The sequence below is a fragment of the Paraburkholderia sp. GAS206C genome, assembly GCF_050435645.1.
GTDB lineage: Bacteria > Pseudomonadota > Gammaproteobacteria > Burkholderiales > Burkholderiaceae > Paraburkholderia > Paraburkholderia phenazinium_B.
This window is the reverse complement of record NZ_JBNDKR010000001.1, coordinates 258,806-276,565: the sequence shown is the minus strand read 5'-3', so window position 1 is coordinate 276,565 and position 17,760 is coordinate 258,806. Positions and strand designations below refer to the sequence as shown.

Below are 17,760 nucleotides of genomic sequence, written 5' to 3'. Positions count from 1 at the left end.
GCAAGGCGCAGGCTGACTGCCTTATTGCCTGATTCAGGCGGAGAGGGATCGAGCGATCCCTGCTCCGCGGTTATATCCGCTGATATGCGGTGTCTAAAGATTAGTGGCCGGTTTTGAGCTGAGCCCAAAGACGGTTTTCGAGGCGCAGAATGTCGCTCGGCATCGGCTTCATCAGCGTCATCTTGCTCAATACGTCGTCACCCGGATAAACAGTGGTGTCCTGAGCGACGCCCGGCGTCACGAACTGACGTGCAGCCTTGTTGGCGGTCGGGTAGAAGACTTCGTTGGTGATCGCGGCGTTGACCTTCGGATCTTCGATGTAGTTGATCCACTTCAGTGCGGCTTCAGCGTGCGGCGCATCCTTCGGGATCACCATCACGTCGAACCACAGCAGGCCGCCTTCCTTGACGTTGGAAAACTTGACCGTGTACGAGCGCTTCGCTTCAGCGGCACGGCGGCTGGCGATGCCGACGTCGCCCGACCACGCCACGGCGACGCAGATGTCGTTGTTGGCGAGGTCGTTGATGTAACCGGAGGAGTTGAACTGGGTGATATACGGGCGGACTTTCTTCAGCACTTCGAAGGCGGCCTGATAGTCAGCCGGGTTCGTGCTGTTCGGATCCTTGTGCATGTATTGCAGCACGGCAGCGAACACGTCGACAGCCTGGTCGAGGAACGACACGCCGCAGCCCTTCAGCTTGGAGAGGTTGGCCGGATCGAACACCAGCGACCAGCTATCCACCGGCGCATCGGCGCCGAGTGCCTTCTGTACGGCTTGCAGGTTATAGCCTATGCCGTCGGTGCCGTATGCCCAGGGCACGCCGTACTGGTTGCCCGGATCGGCGTCGGTAATCATCTTCATCAGAACCGGGTCGAGGTTCGCCAGGTTCGGCAGCTTGGATTTATCCAGCTTCTGGTAGACGCCGGCCTGAATCTGTTTGGCCATGTAGTTGGACGTCGGCACCACGATGTCGTAACCCGAACTCCCTGCGAGCAGCTTGGCCTGCAAGGTATCGTCGCTGTCGTAGTTGTCGTACTTCACGTGGATGCCGTCCTGCTTCTCGAAGTTCGGAATCGTGTCTTTGGCGATGTAGTCCGACCAGTTGTACACGTTCAGTTCCGTGTCGGCCGCAAGCGCCGGTGAGACCGACAGCGCAGTAAAGCTCGTGACGGCGAGAAGCGCGGCCCCCGCAACCGCATGTCGAAGATGACGTCCAGTATGACTAGCGCTCATGGCGTTTTTCCCTTGAAGTTAGAATCCCGGCATGGGCGCGTGTCATGGTTGTTGCGCCCGGGCCGGAAAAGAACTGCCGTTACGAAATTCCGAGTTGTTGTGCGGTCGCGTCGATGGCTTTTTTCGCCTTCGACACGATCTCGTCGATTTCCTGCTTCGTGATCACGAGCGGTGGCGACAGCAGCATCCGGTCGCCGCTAGCGCGCATGATCAGGTTGCCGTTGAAGCAGAAGTCGCGGCAGATGGTGCCGACTTCACCTCCATTGGCAAAACGCTTGCGCGTTTTAGGCTCCTGCGCGAGTTGCAGACCGGCTACCAGCCCGGCGCCGGAGATATCGCCGACGATCGGATGGTTCGCGAAGGCCTCGCGCAACTGCTTCTGGAAGTACGGACCGGTGTCGGTCTTGACGCGCTCGACGATTTTCTCGTCGCGCAAGAGCTTCAGGTTGGCGACCGCCACCGCTGCCGCAACCGGATGGCCCGAGTAGGTGAGGCCGTGATTGAAGTCGCCGTTTTCGACAATGACTTTGGCGACGCGGTCATGCAGACCGACCGCGCCCATCGGCACATAGCCGCTCGTCAAGCCCTTGGCGAGCGTGATGAGGTCGGGTTCGAACTCGAAGTGCTGATGTGCGAACCATTCACCGGTGCGCCCGAAACCGCCGATCACTTCATCTGCCACCAGCAGGATGTCGTACTTGCGGCAGATGCGCTGGATTTCCGGCCAGTAAGTCGACGGCGGGAAAATCACGCCCCCCGCCCCCTGGAAAGGCTCACCGATAAACGCGGCGACGTTCTCCGCGCCGATCTCTAGGATCCTGGCTTCCAGCTGCTGTGCGCGGGCGAGGCCGAATTCTTCCGGCGTCAGATTACCCTCGGCTTCGCCGAAATAATACGGCTGGTCGATGTGAACGATGTTCTCGACTTTCGACGGCATCTGCTCATGCATGTAGCCCATGCCGCCGAGCGTGCCGCCGGCGATTGTCGAACCGTGATAGCCGTTCTTGCGCGAAATCACGTACCTCTTCGCGTGCTTGCCCTGCGTGGCCCAGAACTGATGGACGATGCGCAGCACGGTGTCGTTGCCTTCCGAACCGCTGTTGCAATAGAAGAAGTGATTGAACGGAGCGGGCGCCAGTTCCGCGAGCAGCGCCGACAGTTCGATCACCGGCGGATGCGTGGTCTTGAAGAAGGTGTTGTAGTAGGGCAGCTCCAGCATCTGCCGGTAGGCGGCGTCGGCGAGTTCCTTGCGGCCGTAGCCGACGTTCACGCACCACAGACCCGCCATACCGTCGATGATCTGGTTGCCTTCGGAATCCCATACATACACGCCCTTGGCCTTGACGATCACGCGGCTGCCGGCCTTGTTGAGCGAACCCATGTCCGAAAACGGGTGAATATGGTGTGCCGCGTCGAGCGCGCGATACTCAGCAGTGCTGCGTTGTTGCGATACCTGCGCGAACGCCGCCGGCTGGGCCGGTTGCACGTACGCGACTTCTTCTGTTCTGTAGCTCATGTTGCCTCCAGTTGTTCTCTTGGCTTACGCACGTCTTAAACGTGCAGCAGCAGGTGCCGGCGTTCCCACGAACTGATCACGCGGAAAAACGCTTCATACTCGGTTTCCTTCAATGCCAGATAGGCCTTGACGAATTTCTCGCCGAGCACTTCGGCGATCGGTTCGCACCCGCCCATCAGCGTCAGGCCCTCTTCGAGATTGCGCGGCAATTGATAGGGCAGTTCGTAGCCGTCGCTGATCAGCGGCTCGGTAGGCCGCAGATTTTGCGTCATGCCGAGGTAGCCGGCCGCAAGCGTTGCGGCAATGGCGAGGTAGGGATTGCAATCCACGCCTGGAATGCGGTTTTCGATGCGCCGTGCAGCCGGCCCCGAATGCGGAATCCGGAAGCCCACCGTGCGGTTGTCGTAGCCCCACGCCACGTTGATCGGAGCCGCCATAAAACGCGACAAGCGGCGGTAGGAGTTGATGTACGGTGCGAAAATCGGCATCAACGCGGGCGTATATTTCTGCAGGCCGGCGATATATCCGTCGAATAGTCGCGTGGGCTTGCCGTCGGGGCCGGTGAACAGGTTGTGCCCGCTCTCCTCGTCGACGAGGCTCTGATGCATGTGCATCGCCGAACCCGGCTCGCTTTCCATCGGCTTGGCCATGAACGTCGCATACATCTTGTGACGCAGCGCGGCCTCGCGCACCGTGCGCTTGAACAGAAACACGCTGTCCGCGAGCTTGAGCGGGTCGCCGTGCATGAAGTTGATTTCCATCTGCGCTGCGCCGACTTCGTGGATCAGCGTGTCGACTTCGAGCTCCTGAATGTCGCAGTACTCGTAGATGTCTTCGAACAGCGGATCGAATTCGTTGACCGCTTCGATCGAGTACGCCTGGCGGCCTGTCTCCGGACGGCCGGTCCGGCCGATCGGCGGTTGCAGCGGCAGATCCGGATCCTTGTTCATGTCGACGAGGTAGAACTCGAGTTCCGGCGCAATAACCGGCTTCCAGCCACGGGCCTTGTACAGTTCGAGCACCTGGCGCAGCACCCGGCGCGGCGAGATGGCGACCGGTGTGCCGTCGAAGTGCACGCAGTCGTGAATCACCTGCGCGGTGGGATCGACTGCCCACGGAATCAGGCGGATGGTCGAAGCGTCGGGAACGCAGACCATGTCGGGATCGGTGACGCCGGTCAGTGAACCGTCCTCCGGATAGTCCCCCGTGACGGTCTGGATCATCACCGCTTGCGGCAGGCGCATGGATTCTCCGGATTCGAACTTGCTGCGCGGAATGATCTTGCCGCGCGCGATCCCGGCCATGTCGGGAATGATTGCTTCGATCTCGGTGATGCGGTGTTGCTTCAGAAATTCGTCGATGTCTTGCATGATTGTTCTCTCAGTTTTTGCGCGGACCAGCTCAGGCGTGCGTGGCGGCGGATGCCGCGCCATAGCCGGCCCTGGTGCGCATTCGATCGCGGCATGCATCGCCGAACGCCCGGAAGATCGCGGTGGACAGCGCGTCGTTCGCGTGCTTCCACTCGGGGTGCCACTGCACACCCAAAGCGAAGGCACGCGCATTCCTGACGCTCACCGCCTCGATCAATCCGTCCGGCGCAGTGGCTTCGGCCACGAGGCCGTTGCCTAGCCGCTCGACGCCTTGTCCGTGCAAGGAATTCACACGTGCCTCATTCGCTCCCGCTGCAAGGCGCTGCAGCAGGCCGCCCTCGGTCAGCGCGATGGAATGCGACGGTGCGTATTGCACGTCCAGTTCGTCTTCCTTGTTCTCACGGTGGTCGTTTAAACCTGCCACCGCGTGAACGCTTTGATGCAGCGTCCCGCCGAACACCACATTCATTTCCTGAAAGCCGCGACAGACGGCGAGGACCGGCACACCGGCGTCGATCGCTGCAGCGAGGAGCGGCAGCGTCGTCGCGTCGCGTGCAGCATCGTGCAGCGTGCCCGGTACGCTGGGCTCGCCACCGTAATGGTGCGGCTCGACATTCGAATAGCTGCCGGTAAACAGCAAGCCGTCGACCGTCGCGAGAATCTCGGCAGCGGCCTGACGGTTGCCGAGCGCGGGCAGCAGCATCGCCAGCGCGTGTGAGCCGTCGACGACAGCGGCGATATATTTCTCGCCGACCGTGTGCGACGGGTGCACTCCCGTCATCGTTCTGTCGGCGCTAATGCCGACCAGGGGTCTGGTTCGCATGACTAAATGAATGGACGTGTTTATTCCCCGCGGGACGCGGCGCGAACAACGTTAAAACAGGCGCGGCACGATTCCGCAGCCGTGCGCAGGGCGCAAAGCCACCGGAAGTGCAGGCGGAGGTCGTTAGCGGACCATGCCGCGCATTGCTATCAGGAAAGCCGTTCGGTTCAGCCCATTACCTGGCGCAACGGATACGAATGCGCAGACAACAGACGAAACGATGCACGCACAAGCGCTGGTGCCGGTAAAGGCACACGCATACGCTCAGGCAAACAGGTGAACCGAACGGTAAATAGAGAGGCGCTAGGGCAGCAGGGAAGCGACTTCGTCGGTGCGTACGGCGATGAAAGCGCGCGCAGAGACGGAATTGTGGCGTCGGACAGAACGGCGGGACAGGATCGTGAAGACGGACAGAAAGCGGCGAAACGCAAGGCTGCCGTTGCTGCCGTCGGCGATGGTGCCTTCAGGACGAAGACATCTCGCCTGACTGCGTTCCCACCTAACCAAAGGGCCTCGGACTCTCACGATTACACTCGACTAGCGACGTTGAAAGTATTGAACGCCTCGTTCAGAAACGCACAGGGCGTTTAAAGAAACGTGACGCGGGTTGATCGCCTGGTGCCGCAGCGAAACTGCTTCGCTTCGTCGCAAAACACTCGCTGGAGGATCTGTGACGTTGGCATGACGACCCCCTGTGAACCAGCATATACGAGCCAATATTGCCGTCAAATCATTTTTATAAAAGATTTATCAGGGCTTACCCGAGGCAATAGGCCAAAACCCGCGGGTTGGGTATGCGTATTGCAATAGCCGGTATTTCGAATGCATCAAAGGGTTTTCCCCAGCAGCGGCAGCCTTAAAGTGATTAGAATATTCAACACTCGCGCAGACCCGACGCGATCCTGCTGATTCCTTAAACGGGTTCATCCACTCTGAGAGTGCAGCGATGTCCATCGAAGTTGCGTCCCGCCTGCAGTACATCCGTAAGAAGAATGGCCTGTCTCAGCGCGAGCTGGCCAAACGGGCGGGCGTCACTAACGGAACTATTTCGTTGATCGAACAAAATCGCGTGAGTCCCTCAGTCGGGTCGCTCAAGAAGCTGCTCGAGTGCATACCGATGAGCCTCGCCGAATTCTTCACGTTCGAAGTGGAAGCTGACCGCTCCGTGGTGTCGCGCCGCGCCGACATGCCGAATCTCGGCAACGAGTCGATCGAGTTCTATCTCGCCGGTGCGGGTGTGAAAGACCGCAACATGGGCATCTTGCGGGAAGTCTATCAACCGCTTTCAGACACCGGACCGGAGATGCTCGTGCACACCGGACACGAGGGCGGGGTGATCGTCAGCGGTCAGATCGAATTGACCGTGGACGGCGCTACGTGGCTGCTCGACCCCGGTGACAGCTACTACTTCGAAAGCCGTTTGCCGCACCGTTTTCGCAATCCCAGCGCGGAACACGTCTGCGAAATCGTCTCGGCGAATTCGCCGCCGAGCTTCTAGACTTTCCGCGTCAACGTCGTTGCGACGCTCGTGATGGCTGCGAGGGCGGCTCTCACGCTGGACGTCGAACGCATAACATTGAGGCATCCTGATGGAAAAGACTCTGGCTTACTGGCAGGACAAGGCCGCAACGCTTTCGATCGAAGGCCGCGCGTTTATCGACGGCGAATATCGCCATGCTGCGAGCGGGCGCACCTTCGATTGCCTGAGCCCGATCGACGGCAAGCTGCTCGTCAAGGTGGCCGATAGCGCGGCGGACGATGTCGGCGCGGCGGTTGCGGCGGCGCGCCGCGCCTTCGATTCGCATGTGTGGTCCGGGCTGAATCCGCGCCAGCGCAAAGCTGTCCTGCTGCGTTGGGCCGGCTTGATGCGCGAGCACCTCGACGAGCTATCGCTGCTCGAAACGCTCGACGCCGGCAAGCCGATCGGCGATACGACTTCGGTGGACGTGCCGGGCGCCGCGTACTGCGTTGAATGGTTTGCCGAGGCGATCGACAAGATCGGTGGCGAAGTGGCCCCGGCCGATCATCATCTGGTGGGGCTGGTCACGCGTGAGCCGATCGGCGTCGTGGCGGCGGTAGTGCCGTGGAATTTTCCGATCCTGATGGCGTCGTGGAAGTTCGGCCCGGCGCTGGCGGCCGGCAATAGCGTGGTGCTGAAGCCCTCCGAGAAGTCGCCGCTGACGGCCATCCGTATCGCGCAACTTGCCCACGAAGCGGGTATTCCGGCGGGCGTGTTCAATGTCGTGCCGGGCGCCGGTGAGCCGGGCAAGCTGCTCGCGCTGCATCCAGACGTAGATTGTCTCGCCTTCACCGGCTCGACCAATGTGGGCAAACTCATCATGCAGTACGCCGGGCAGTCGAATCTGAAGCGCGTATGGCTCGAACTGGGCGGCAAGTCGCCCAACATCGTGATGCCGGACTGTGCGGACCTCGACCGCGCCGCCAACGCCGCCGCGGGCGCGATCTTTTACAACATGGGCGAGATGTGCACGGCTGGTTCGCGCCTGCTCGTGCATCGCGACATCAAGGACGTGTTCCTCGACAAGCTGATCGCCGCTGCACGCGGTTATACACCGGGCAATCCGCTGGACCCGAAGACCTCGATGGGCGCAATTGTCGACCAGGTGCAACTGGACCGCGTGCTGGGCTATATCGAAGCGGGCCGCGCGGAATCGAAGCTGCTGCTCGGGGGCGGCCGCGTGAAGCAGGAGAGCGGTGGCTACTATATCGAGCCGACCATTTTCGACACCCAGGCCGATGCTAAAATTGCACGTGAAGAAATCTTTGGACCGGTGCTGTCGGTCATCACGTTCGATACGGCGGAAGAAGCCATCAGGATTGCGAACAATAGTGAATACGGTCTGGCTGCTGCAGTCTGGACTTCGAATCTGACCACCGCTCACGAAATGGCGCGCAGCCTGCGGGCCGGCACTGTGTGGGTCAACTGCTACGACGAAGGGGGAGACATGAATTTCCCGTTCGGCGGCTACAAGCAATCGGGCAACGGCCGCGACAAGTCGTTGCACGCACTGGAGAAGTACACCGAGCTGAAGTCTACGCTGGTGCGGCTGCGCTAAAGGATTCGCAAGCCAGCGCGGCGGTGCGCGATTACGGCACCGTCGCGTTCCCAATGAATCCGAAGCCGGGCGATACGCGTACAACCTCGGGAAACCTCGCGCGTGTTGCCGGCATGTTTTATCAGGTCATCCCATGACTGAACTTCTCTATGGCGACGGTGCAATCCGCCGTCCGTCCCTGTACGGTTCCTCGATCGAAAACACCTATGCGGGCGTGCTGTCGTTCATGCGACGCAAGTACACGCGCGAGCTCGACGGTGTCGACGTGGCTATTTCGGGTGTTCCACTCGATCTGGCGACCACCTTTCGCTCCGGTGCGCGCCTCGGTCCCGCTGCGGTGCGTGCGGCAAGCGTGCAGTTGTCCGAGTTGTACCCTTATCCGTGGGGCTTCAATCCGTTCGACGATCTCGCCGTGACCGACTACGGCGACTGCTGGTTCGACGCGCACAATCCGCTGACTATCAAGCCCGCAATCGTCGAGCATGCGCGCACGATCCTGCGCTCGGATGCGAAGATGCTGACGCTGGGTGGCGATCACTACATCACCTATCCGCTGCTGATCGCGCATGCCGAGAAGTATGGCAAGCCGCTGTCGCTGATCCACTTCGACGCACACTGCGATACTTGGGCCGACGACAGCCCGGACAGCCTGAATCACGGCTCAATGTTCTACAAGGCGGTCAAGGACGGCCTGATCGACCCGCAGACCTCGGTGCAGGTCGGCATCCGCACGTGGAACGACGACTTCATGGGCATCAATATCCTCGATGCCGCGTGGGTGCACGAGCACGGTACGCGAGCCTCGGTGGAGCGGATCATGTCGATTGTCGGCGAGCGTCCCGCGTATCTGACCTTCGATATCGACTGCCTCGACCCGGCCTTTGCACCGGGTACGGGCACGCCGGTCGCAGGCGGCCTGTCGTCGGCGCAAGGGCTGGCGATCGTGCGCGGCCTGACCGGTGTGAATCTGATTGGCGCCGATGTCGTGGAAGTGGCGCCGGCCTATGATCAGAGCGAGATCACCGCGATTGCCGCGGCGCATATTGCATGCGATGTGTTGTGCCTGTGGCGGCAGCGCAAGGTAGCCGGTACACGTTGATGCTTCAGCGGCACTGACGTTGGCGTTAGCTCGTGGAGGACGCTCCGCGCGGCTGACGCCGGCCCTCGAGCAGACCCAGCGTGTAGACGGCGAGTGCGCCGCTCGCCAGCGCCAACTGCCATATCAGCATGTCGTTGCCGAGCGCTTTCATTGCAAAACCGGCGAGCAAAGGGCCGACAATCGAACTGGCGCAGAAAGTCAGCGAAATCAGCCGCATATTGCGAATGAGTGCGGCTTTCGCGCCGGAGGCCGCGGCGTAGACACCGAGCGTGAGGAATGCGCTGTTCAGACCGCCTAGCAGCAGCGCGCTCGCGCTGAGCAGCCATGAAGCGGGCGCTGCGAGTCCGAATGAGACAATCGATAGCGCACTGATTGCGGCGCAAAACATGACCGCCGTCGGCAGGTCAGTGCGATCCGCTAGCCAGCCGACTGGAAACTGCAGGACCATGCCGCCAACGCCGAAACAGGTCAGCAGTGTGGCGGTCTGTGTGACGCTTAGGCCGCGGCCATTGGCGAAGAGGGGAAAGAGGCCGAATAGCGCGCCATCGCCCAGGCCGCCTACCACCACGACCACCATGCCCAGGGCGATCAGCGGGTCGATACCGTTTGCCTGCCTGCTGGCGGCGTGCTGAGCGGACCGGGCGGCCTGGAGAGCATCGGCGGCTTCGTCAGATTCGGTATCGTCAGGAACTTCATCAGGAACTTCATCAGGAACTTCATGAACCCCGGACGCGCGAGCGAGTTGGCTGCTTTGTGTGTTTGCGTCACCGGCGGCATCGGAACCTGCCAGCCAGAGCGGGACGGCCGCGGCGAACGTACATGCCGCGCCGGCTATAAAAATGATCGGCCCGTCGACCCCGCACCACGCAGCAAGCGCTGGACCAATCACCCCCGCGACGGCGATCAACGCTTCGTGCATGCCGACCACGCGCCCGCTGGCATCCGCAGGAACCAGCCGGTAAAGCCAGGTCTCGTTCGCGATCCAGCGCAGCCCCATGCCGAGTCCGATCAGAAAGCCGGGGACGATCCATAGAGGCCAGGTTAGTGCGCGGATGCTGGCGAAGGCGATGACCGTTGCCGCCAGCGCGAGCAACACGGTGCGCCTGGCGCCGAACCGCTCCACCAGCCGTGGCGCCGAAAGCAACCCGGTAAACATGCCCGCCCACTGAACTGCGGAAAAGAGCCCGGCTCGCGGTGCGTCGAGCCCTTGATGAGCCAGCCACACAGGCAAGACCATGAAGCCGATGCCGAACTGGCCGATCTGCGTGAACGCCGACACGGCGGTCAGCGCTCCAATCGCACGCCAGCGTGCAGAGACCGCGGAATTCATGCGCCGCTCCGCTGTGGCATGGGCAAGCCCTGGTCGCGGCATTCGACCGGGCAGCCTGCCTTCAGGCAAGGGCCCTCGTCGCACAGACGACACAGCTGCATGGCATGCGCTGGATCACGCGTTTCATGCCAGAGAATCTTGATCAGCAGGTCTTCGAACACGATGCGTTCGTCCGCGTCGAGACGGCTGACCACGCGCTGCAACATCCGTTCGCGCGCGGTCTGCATGCGCTTTGCTTCACGCTTGCCGGTGGCGGTGAGGGCGAGCGCTACAGCGCGCTTGTCGGGGCCGGGCTTTTTCTCGATCAGGCCCGCTTCGACGAGCCCCGCCACCGCACGGACCGCCGCCGGATGCGAAAGGTCCACCGCATCGCGCAGTACTTCGATGGACGAATCGGGGTACTGGCCAACGGCGTTGAGCATGGCGCGCGCCGTGGGGCCGGCGAGGGCGGCCACGGTGTTCAGCGCGTTCATCTCGTCTGTCACCAGCAGGGCGAGTACGCCGAGGAGGTTTTCGGTGCGCTGCGTCATGACGATGCCTCAACGTGTGCAGTGTGCATATATGCATGATGCACACGTTGAGGCGAGAGCGCAAGCTGCTTCTGAACGCCCGCGAGCAGCCGGAGAGGGCTAGGCCGCGCGCCGGCTGGTCTGCTCGATCACGTCCGCTACACCTGCAGCCGTGGCCGCCGAAAGTGTCCAGCCGAGATGCCCGTGGCCGGTGTTATAGAACACGCCCGGCAAACGGCCTTTGCCCACCTTCGGCAACATGCTCGGCAGCATGGGGCGCAGACCGGCCCACGGTATGACGCGCGACGTATTCACCTGCGGAAAATAACGGCGCGTCCAGTCGACCAGGGGCGCAATCCGTTCGGCCCTGATATCGCGGTTGAAGCCGTTGATTTCAGCGGTTCCTGCCACGCGGAAGCGATCGGCGCCGAGGCGGCTGGTGACGATCTTCGCGCTGTCGTCGAGCAGGCTGACCCACGGAGCGCCTTGCTGGCTCGCTTCATCGTCGAGACAGACGGTGATCGAATAACCTTTGACGGGGTAGATGTTGACGTGGTCGCCCAGCATCGAGGCGAATTCGCGGCTCCTGACACCGGCGCACACCACGACCCGCGCAAACGACTGCTGAAACGGCTGCCCCGTTTTCGTGGCCGCAATGCTGAACGCGCCCGTCTGATCACGCGTGATCGAAGCAATCTCCGTGTCGTAATGGAATTCGACACCTTGGCGTTCGCATGCCTGAGCGAGACCGCGCGTGAACTTGTGAATATCGCCGGTCGAATCGGACGGTGTAAAGAAACCGCCGTGGAAGGTGCCGTCGAGCGCGGGCTCGATCCGGTGGATTTCGTCAGCGCTTACGGGCTCGCGCTCGAGACCGCCTTCCTTGAGCAATGCATTCACCTTCGCGGCTGCATCGAACTCCTTGCGGGTTTTGTACACGTGCAGGATGCCGCGCCGTTCGAGGTCGAAATCGATCCCCTCGCGTTCCGCCATCGAAAACAGATGCTGCCGCGCGGCAATCGCGAGCCGCACGGTTTCAATCGTGTTCGCGCGGTAGTGCGGAATCTGCCGCAGAAATTCACCCATCCACGAGTACTTGTGCCAGTTCGGCAGGGGATTGAGCAGGAGCGGTGCGTCGCGGGTCAGCATCCAGCGCAGGCCCTTGAGGACCGTCGCGGTGCTGTTCCACACTTCCGCGTTGCTGGCCGAGAGCTGGCCGCCGTTGGCGAAAGAGGTTTCCATCGCAGCATAGCGATGGCGTTCGAACACGGTGACGTTGAAGCCGCGTTGCGCAAGGGCGTAAGCGGTCGTGACGCCGGTAATGCCGGCGCCGATGATGGCTATACGTGACATGTCATGGTCCAGAGTGAGTGAGCACGGCCGTTTCCGGCTTCCATGCCCCATCTGTCCATGTACCTGAGAGTTTCTTTCCGTGTGCATCCCGTTGCCGGGCGGACGGAAATCCCCTTCGGTGGGCGCTGAAAGCGCCGCTCTCCAGATGTTCCCGCTGGGCGGTCCTTGTGCCTGAGAGTTTCCGGGGCGGTTGCTCCGTCGGCGCCGCCACCGCCTTTCGGCGTGACAGTCTCTCCCGCGACAGCGTGTAGAACGGCGTAAAGGTAGCCTTTCCCAAAAGATTGGGCAAGCGATTTCTGTAATGCGGCCTGGTTCGAACATCAGGATGACACGCGACCCGGCAACCATGCACTGGATTCGCCTGACATTTGCGAAATATGCATCAATCGTATAGCCTTTGCCCAGGCTCACCCGCCTCCAGCAACCACCTACAGCCGCCACCGTGAAGGACATCCTCTCCCTCAAGCTTTACACCCGTGTCGCCCGTCTTGGCAGCTTCTCCGCTGCGGCGCGCGAATGCGGGCTGTCGCAATCGCAGGTATCGCGCATCATCGCCGATCTGGAAACCGACCTCGGCGCGCGGCTGCTCACGCGGACCACGCGTGCCGTCGTGCTGACCGAGGCCGGCGCCGAGTTCCTCGCGCGCCTCGATTCAATCCTGATCGCGCTCGAAGACGCCGAACACAGCGTACGCGATGGCGGCGAACTGCGCGGCATGCTGCGCATGAGCATGCCGGCCAGTGTGGCGATTCGCGAGGTCATCCCGCGTCTAACACCGTTTCTCGAACTTCATCCGGAGCTACGTCTGCAGGTTTTGCTGGGCGACCGTCCGCAGGATCTCGTCAAGGATGCGGTGGATGTCGCTATCCGGCTCGGGCGGCTGGTCGATTCGAGCGCAACCGCCACGCTGATTACGCAGATCCAGCGCGTGATCATCGCCTCGCGCGACTATGTGGACCGTTATGGCGCGCCGGAGAGGCCGGAGGATCTCACGCGGCATCGCATCGTCGGCGGGCCGGCGTCGGTGGTCCCGTCGGGCTGGAAATTCGAGCGTGCGGGCGAAGAGGTGGTGGTCGATCTCGAAGCGCATTTTTCGACCAACGAAAACGAGGGCGCCGTCGCTGCCGCGGTAGGGGGCATCGGCATTACCTCCACGACCGAATGGGCGTGCCGGCGCGAGTTGGCCGATGGTTCGCTCGTCAGGCTGCTGGCCGACTGGACGACCGACGACGTCCCAGTGCATGCGTACTTTCCAATGGGCCGGGCAACCCGCGCGGCAGGGCGCGCAGTCGTCGAACACCTCATGGCCGATCTGCGCCGTGAAGCGCGGCCATCTATGCGCCGCATACATAAGAGATAGCGAAAAAGAGCGGCTACCGCTGCCGCTCAGCCGCCGTTATCTTTACTTCACCACGCAACCGTTCCGGCTCTGCGTTCCGTCGACGTCCGGGACGTCCGGCGGCGCTTCGACTCATCTACCTTCATCTATCGAGACTGACATGAGCACAACCACGCCTGAGCAGAACAAGGCCCTCGTCCTCGAGGCTTTCGATACGCTTTTCAACAAGCGCGACTACGCGGCCGCCGAACGCTTCTGGTCGGACCGCTATATCCAGCACAGCGCACACATTGCACCGGGGCGCGACGGGCTGTTCGGTCTGATCCGCACGCTGCCTGACACGCTACGTTATGAGAACCAGCTGATCGTGGCCGAAGGCGACTACGTGATCGCGCATGGCCGTTTCTCCGGCAGCGGCAGGCCAGCCGCGTGGATTGCAGCGGACGTGGTCCGCTTCGAAGACGGCAAGCTCGCCGAGCACTGGGACGTATTGCAGGACGAGGCAACCAGGGAGCAATCCGCGAGCGGTCTGCCGATGTTCGGCGACCGTTTCCCGGAGTAAAGTCCTAGCCCAGAAACATTGGACTCCGAAACCACGATGCCTTGAAAATTATTTAGGACACCATCATGAAACTGACAGGAAACACGATTTTTATCACAGGCGGCACCTCGGGTATCGGGCGTGCATTGGCCGAGGCGCTGCATCAGCGCGGCAACAAGGTGATCATTAGCGGACGCCGTCGCGGCCTTCTCGACGAGGTGGTCGCAGCCAACCCCGGCATGGCCGCCATCGAGCTGGACATGACTGACGCGGCAAGCATCGAGCGGGCCGCGGCGCAACTGATCCGCGACTATCCCGACTTCAACGTGCTGATCAATAACGCCGGCATCATGCAACCGGATAGCGCTGCGGGCCGGATCGACGATGTGCTGCTGGTTTCTACCGTCGAGACCAATCTGATCGGGCCGATCCGCATGACCTCGGCGCTGCTCGGGCATCTCAAGACGAAGAACAATGCGGTGGTCGCTTATACGACCTCAGTGCTGGCGTTCGTGCCGCTGGCCGTGACTGCAGTGTATTCGTCGACCAAGGCCGCGTTGCATTCATACATCATGTCGCAGCGCTTCATGTTGCGCGATACCACGGTGCGAGTCCTCGAAATCGCGCCGCCGTGGGTGCGCACCGACCTGATGAACAGCCGCGAAGCTGAACAGGCGATGCCGCTGGATGCGTTTATCAACGAGACTATCGCAGTGCTCGGTACGGACACCGATGAGGTGCTGGTGGACGCGGCCATGCTGTTCCGCGGCAATCCCGGGCCGGGTGAGCATGAACTCGTGAACGGGTTCAATGCCCAGATGGTCGAGGTGTTTGGCGGGTGAGCGGTCGTCTGTGGAAGATCGTTGAAGAGAGGGACCGCGTGAGCAAGCCGGGAGGCTGCTCACGCGGTAAGTCATAACCGTCATGAAGTCGCGAAGTTCGCCGGCTCAGGCGTGCACTTCGATCGAATCTACACGGTCCGGATAGAAGGCGAGGTGATCCTTGATTGCCGCGACTGCCGTGTACGGATGTTCATAGGTCCAGACCGAATTGACCGAACGCTCTCCGCCGGACGGGATCGAGAAATACGAGCAATCGCCTTTGTACGGACAATAGGTCGTATGTTCGGTGCGCTCCAGCAGCGTCATGTCCGTGTCCTTTCTGGGGATGTACAGGACAGCAGGGTAGGCCGCTTCGCGCAACGTCAATGCTTCGCGGGTGTCGGCGATCACCTTGCCGCCGAGCTTGACGACGATGCGCGCCGGATTCGGCTCGACGGTGATCGGATGATCGGCGCCTGGAATCTTGACGGTCTTGCCTGTCTGGTTCAGGTTGCTTGACATTGAAACACTCCTTGGGTTGATTCGCCGCGCAGCGTGGGCCGCGCTCGGCGAGACGGGTGTTGCGGGCCACTGCCGCTATGATCGGCCCTTTGACGATTTTGCGCAGGAACCATGACGCGACCGGTGCCAGGTCTTCCACGAGTGTCTCGGTGCCTGTCACACGCGGTTCGATCACATGAAGACAGGCTAGACCATACGCGTTCGGACGTCCGGCGAAATAACAAAGGCCGCCTCCGGATTACTGTTCAATCAGAGCTTCGAGCCGCCATCCACGTGCAGCGTGTCGCCCGTGACCCAGCGGGCTGCATCGGAAGCGAGGAACGCGACCGCACCGGCAATGTCGTCGGGCTGCGCGATGCGCTTCAATGCCTGCATGCCTAGCGTGATGTCGCGACCGGCATCCGTCTTCGTGAAGTTCGACATGTCGGTGGCGACTACGCCAGGCGCAACCGCATTCACGCGAATGCCACGTTCGCCGAGTGCGGAGGCGAAATGCTTGACGAGCGTATCGACCGCGCCTTTGGTCGAGGCATAGGCCGACAGCACGCCCACCGCGGAATGGGCGGCAAGCGACGACAGCAGCACGACGCTACTGCCCTGGCCAAGCACCGGCAGCAACTGTTGCACGAGGAAGTAGGGCGCCCGCACATTCACCGCGAACAGATCGTCGAAATCTTCAACGGTGGTGTCCTCGATGCTCGCGGCCTTGGAGATGCCGGCATTGGCCACCAGAACGTCCAGCCGTTCGCCGACCATTTCACGCACGGCTGCTGCCAGCTTGTGCGGACCGTCTGCCGCACGCAGATTGGCGCCGACCTTCTGTGCCTTGCCGCCGGCTGCGCGGATCTCGGCAACGACAGCGTCGGCTTCCTTCTCGCCACTGCTGTAGTGAATCAGGACCTCTGCGCCCTGTCTGGCGAGTGCGAGGGCGCTGGCGCGGCCGATGCCACGCGAAGCGCCGGTGACGAGGGCGGTTTTTCCAGTCAGGCTAGTCATGGTCAATCTCCAGTGAGGTTAAAAGCTGCTGTGCCTGTGAAGTTCGGATGCGTGTTCGTCATCCGGTAGTTCAGAGCTGTGACGCGAAGGGGTAGACGTTCGCGTCGCTGCCATGAGAGCTAATTTAGGGGTGCACAGCACAAAGGAAAAAGACTTTGTGGGCTGGTGGCCATGCCTCGTGGGCATGTGCTGCAAACGCAATGCCGCATGATGGGCGCTGAGTGGCCCAATGAGGCTTGCTATAGGAGGGTGTCGGGGAAATGAAAGTATGTTGGGGCTGCATGACCGGAAGATCAAAAAAACCTCCCAGGCAGCCACAGCCTGGTGATCTGGCCGCGCTGTTGTACCGTCGCGCGGCCAGAAGACCACCCTGCAGATTCGATGCGCGTTACAGCGACGCTTCGAGTTCCTCGATCGCTTCGGCGAGCACCATTTGCGCGGCATTGGCCGGCCGTGCCGCAGTGCGGCCTGCAGGCCCATAAACCGCGTCGCCGCGTACGATGCTGGATCCCGTGATGGCGCAAATGCCCTGCGAGCGCGCGATCCTGCGAATCCACAACTGTTCGCAGTAGTTGGCGGCGGTGGAGTCGCGCCACGTAATCGAAACCGATTTGGCGGTGAAACGCTCGACAAACGTCACCACGGCGCTTTTGTTGTCGGCGGCCCTTCCGCGCGAACGATCCGCCGCTGCACCCCGGCGCGCCGGATTGGCGCAATCGCGACCCGAGCGCGTCGCGGAGAGGCGAGGCGCGCCTTGCATGCGGCCCGTACCCGCCGCTTCTTCCACATCGCTATCAAGCATCTCGTCCTGCGTGGACAAGGCGCTTTCTTTCAATCCGGCAATCACCACTGCCCATGGATCTGCGAGGCGGGGACGCGCAAGCGCCTCGCCAGCGGTCGAAAAGGCACGTTCAACTACACTGTTACGCTGCGCCGCATCTGCCTTCAGGTGCCGGCTGCGCCCCGTGGGTGCGTTCATCGTGGCTGCCAGGTCTGGCTCGGGTCCTGTAACGTTCACGTCGAATCCTTTATCTGATTCCGCTCTCCAGGACCGCTTCTGCCCGCCACGACGGGTCGGGACGGCTGAGCGCGGCAACCCGCGACGCGTCGCAAAGACGCGAACGCCCGTCGTGACGGCGCGCGGCACAACGGGGCTGAAGGCGGAAGGCTGGTGTCATTGGCGACACCCTCGAACGCATCTTATCGGCCGGCTCACGTGAGATAAATGCG

The 17,760-nt window shown here is 61.9% G+C and carries 17 protein-coding genes and 1 riboswitch; of the genes, 6 read left to right on the top strand and 11 right to left on the bottom strand.

The features are described 5' to 3' along the window. Nucleotides 1–100: 100 nt before the first annotated feature. From P3T20_RS01310 to P3T20_RS01290, 5 genes are all read right to left on the bottom strand, one after another. Nucleotides 101–1,234 (bottom strand): polyamine ABC transporter substrate-binding protein, encoded by a 1,134-nt coding sequence (locus P3T20_RS01310; RefSeq protein ID WP_074268842.1) that lies wholly within the window; start codon nucleotides 1,232–1,234, stop codon nucleotides 101–103. 79 nt (nucleotides 1,235–1,313) lie between these two features. Next, the gene (locus P3T20_RS01305; RefSeq protein ID WP_429285805.1) at nucleotides 1,314–2,750 is read right to left on the bottom strand and encodes an aspartate aminotransferase family protein; all 1,437 of its coding nucleotides are present in this window, start codon (nucleotides 2,748–2,750) and stop codon (nucleotides 1,314–1,316) included. Between the two features lie 35 nt (nucleotides 2,751–2,785). Next, nucleotides 2,786–4,120, bottom strand: coding sequence for a glutamine synthetase family protein (locus tag P3T20_RS01300; RefSeq protein ID WP_429285804.1), 1,335 nt, complete (start codon nucleotides 4,118–4,120; stop codon nucleotides 2,786–2,788). Nucleotides 4,121–4,151: 31 nt separating this feature from the next. Further along, nucleotides 4,152–4,943 (bottom strand): gamma-glutamyl-gamma-aminobutyrate hydrolase family protein, encoded by a 792-nt coding sequence (locus P3T20_RS01295; RefSeq protein ID WP_074268839.1) that lies wholly within the window; start codon nucleotides 4,941–4,943, stop codon nucleotides 4,152–4,154. 303 nt (nucleotides 4,944–5,246) lie between these two features. Next, nucleotides 5,247–5,468, bottom strand: coding sequence for a hypothetical protein (locus P3T20_RS01290; RefSeq protein ID WP_429285803.1), 222 nt, complete (start codon nucleotides 5,466–5,468; stop codon nucleotides 5,247–5,249). Between the two features lie 421 nt (nucleotides 5,469–5,889). Between P3T20_RS01290 and P3T20_RS01285 the strand changes: the two genes are divergently transcribed. From P3T20_RS01285 to speB, 3 genes are all read left to right on the top strand, one after another. Further along, nucleotides 5,890–6,441 carry a cupin domain-containing protein gene (locus P3T20_RS01285; protein WP_074268837.1) on the top strand — a complete coding sequence of 184 codons (552 nt, stop codon included), beginning with the start codon at nucleotides 5,890–5,892 and terminating at the stop codon, nucleotides 6,439–6,441. A gap of 91 nt (nucleotides 6,442–6,532) precedes the next feature. Next, nucleotides 6,533–8,020 carry an aldehyde dehydrogenase gene (locus P3T20_RS01280; RefSeq protein WP_074268836.1) on the top strand — a complete coding sequence of 496 codons (1,488 nt, stop codon included), beginning with the start codon at nucleotides 6,533–6,535 and terminating at the stop codon, nucleotides 8,018–8,020. A 133-nt stretch (nucleotides 8,021–8,153) separates the two neighbouring features. Further along, entirely contained in the window at nucleotides 8,154–9,119 is a 966-nt protein-coding gene (gene speB / locus P3T20_RS01275) for an agmatinase (RefSeq protein ID WP_074268835.1), read from the top strand. 25 nt (nucleotides 9,120–9,144) lie between these two features. Here the strand turns inward: speB and P3T20_RS01270 are convergent, their stop codons facing one another. The 3 genes from P3T20_RS01270 to P3T20_RS01260 all read right to left on the bottom strand — a co-directional run bounded on the left by P3T20_RS01270 (nucleotide 9,145) and on the right by P3T20_RS01260 (nucleotide 12,311). Beyond that, on the bottom strand, nucleotides 9,145–10,449 hold the full coding sequence (locus P3T20_RS01270) for an MFS transporter (protein WP_074268834.1): 1,305 nt from the start codon (nucleotides 10,447–10,449) through the stop codon (nucleotides 9,145–9,147). After that, entirely contained in the window at nucleotides 10,446–10,979 is a 534-nt protein-coding gene (locus P3T20_RS01265; protein WP_074268833.1) for a MarR family winged helix-turn-helix transcriptional regulator, read from the bottom strand. Before P3T20_RS01265 ends, P3T20_RS01270 begins: the two co-directional genes overlap by 4 nt. A 99-nt stretch (nucleotides 10,980–11,078) precedes the next feature. After that, nucleotides 11,079–12,311 carry a D-amino acid dehydrogenase gene (locus P3T20_RS01260; RefSeq protein ID WP_429285802.1) on the bottom strand — a complete coding sequence of 411 codons (1,233 nt, stop codon included), beginning with the start codon at nucleotides 12,309–12,311 and terminating at the stop codon, nucleotides 11,079–11,081. Nucleotides 12,312–12,352: 41 nt separating this feature from the next. After that, nucleotides 12,353–12,466: riboswitch (glycine riboswitch) on the bottom strand. Nucleotides 12,467–12,753: 287 nt separating this feature from the next. On the opposite strand from P3T20_RS01260, the gene P3T20_RS01255 reads away from it, so the two are divergent. The 3 genes from P3T20_RS01255 to P3T20_RS01245 all read left to right on the top strand — a co-directional run bounded on the left by P3T20_RS01255 (nucleotide 12,754) and on the right by P3T20_RS01245 (nucleotide 15,033). Further along, nucleotides 12,754–13,671, top strand: a complete 918-nt coding sequence (locus P3T20_RS01255; RefSeq protein ID WP_074268831.1) for a LysR family transcriptional regulator — start codon at nucleotides 12,754–12,756, stop codon at nucleotides 13,669–13,671. A gap of 139 nt (nucleotides 13,672–13,810) precedes the next feature. Further along, nucleotides 13,811–14,212, top strand: coding sequence for a nuclear transport factor 2 family protein (locus P3T20_RS01250; protein ID WP_074268830.1), 402 nt, complete (start codon nucleotides 13,811–13,813; stop codon nucleotides 14,210–14,212). A 65-nt stretch (nucleotides 14,213–14,277) separates the two neighbouring features. Then, entirely contained in the window at nucleotides 14,278–15,033 is a 756-nt protein-coding gene (locus P3T20_RS01245) for an SDR family oxidoreductase (protein WP_429285801.1), read from the top strand. 105 nt (nucleotides 15,034–15,138) lie between these two features. On the opposite strand, the gene P3T20_RS01240 is transcribed toward P3T20_RS01245, so the two are convergent. The 3 genes from P3T20_RS01240 to P3T20_RS01230 form a co-directional block, all read right to left on the bottom strand. Continuing rightward, nucleotides 15,139–15,534, bottom strand: coding sequence for a DUF427 domain-containing protein (locus tag P3T20_RS01240; RefSeq protein WP_074268828.1), 396 nt, complete (start codon nucleotides 15,532–15,534; stop codon nucleotides 15,139–15,141). A 249-nt stretch (nucleotides 15,535–15,783) separates the two neighbouring features. Beyond that, nucleotides 15,784–16,530 (bottom strand): SDR family NAD(P)-dependent oxidoreductase, encoded by a 747-nt coding sequence (locus tag P3T20_RS01235; RefSeq protein ID WP_429285800.1) that lies wholly within the window; start codon nucleotides 16,528–16,530, stop codon nucleotides 15,784–15,786. A 388-nt stretch (nucleotides 16,531–16,918) separates the two neighbouring features. Further along, nucleotides 16,919–17,548, bottom strand: coding sequence for a DUF3331 domain-containing protein (locus P3T20_RS01230; protein ID WP_429285799.1), 630 nt, complete (start codon nucleotides 17,546–17,548; stop codon nucleotides 16,919–16,921). Nucleotides 17,549–17,760: the final 212 nt, after the last annotated feature.

What these genes read in the sequence shown, in the direction of transcription:
- P3T20_RS01235 (WP_429285800.1), bottom strand. Translation starts at nt 16,530, where the DNA reads ATGACTAGCCTGACTGGAAAAACCGCCCTCGTCACCGGCGCTTCGCGT.
- P3T20_RS01295 (WP_074268839.1), bottom strand. Translation starts at nt 4,943, where the DNA reads ATGCGAACCAGACCCCTGGTCGGCATTAGCGCCGACAGAACGATGACG.
- P3T20_RS01310 (WP_074268842.1), bottom strand. Translation starts at nt 1,234, where the DNA reads ATGAGCGCTAGTCATACTGGACGTCATCTTCGACATGCGGTTGCGGGG.
- P3T20_RS01270 (WP_074268834.1), bottom strand. Translation starts at nt 10,449, where the DNA reads ATGAATTCCGCGGTCTCTGCACGCTGGCGTGCGATTGGAGCGCTGACC.
- P3T20_RS01305 (WP_429285805.1), bottom strand. Translation starts at nt 2,750, where the DNA reads ATGAGCTACAGAACAGAAGAAGTCGCGTACGTGCAACCGGCCCAGCCG.
- P3T20_RS01240 (WP_074268828.1), bottom strand. Translation starts at nt 15,534, where the DNA reads ATGTCAAGCAACCTGAACCAGACAGGCAAGACCGTCAAGATTCCAGGC.
- P3T20_RS01265 (WP_074268833.1), bottom strand. Translation starts at nt 10,979, where the DNA reads ATGACGCAGCGCACCGAAAACCTCCTCGGCGTACTCGCCCTGCTGGTG.
- P3T20_RS01280 (WP_074268836.1), top strand. Translation starts at nt 6,533, where the DNA reads ATGGAAAAGACTCTGGCTTACTGGCAGGACAAGGCCGCAACGCTTTCG.
- speB (WP_074268835.1), top strand. Translation starts at nt 8,154, where the DNA reads ATGACTGAACTTCTCTATGGCGACGGTGCAATCCGCCGTCCGTCCCTG.
- P3T20_RS01300 (WP_429285804.1), bottom strand. Translation starts at nt 4,120, where the DNA reads ATGCAAGACATCGACGAATTTCTGAAGCAACACCGCATCACCGAGATC.
- P3T20_RS01285 (WP_074268837.1), top strand. Translation starts at nt 5,890, where the DNA reads ATGTCCATCGAAGTTGCGTCCCGCCTGCAGTACATCCGTAAGAAGAAT.
- P3T20_RS01260 (WP_429285802.1), bottom strand. Translation starts at nt 12,311, where the DNA reads ATGTCACGTATAGCCATCATCGGCGCCGGCATTACCGGCGTCACGACC.
- P3T20_RS01250 (WP_074268830.1), top strand. Translation starts at nt 13,811, where the DNA reads ATGAGCACAACCACGCCTGAGCAGAACAAGGCCCTCGTCCTCGAGGCT.
- P3T20_RS01245 (WP_429285801.1), top strand. Translation starts at nt 14,278, where the DNA reads ATGAAACTGACAGGAAACACGATTTTTATCACAGGCGGCACCTCGGGT.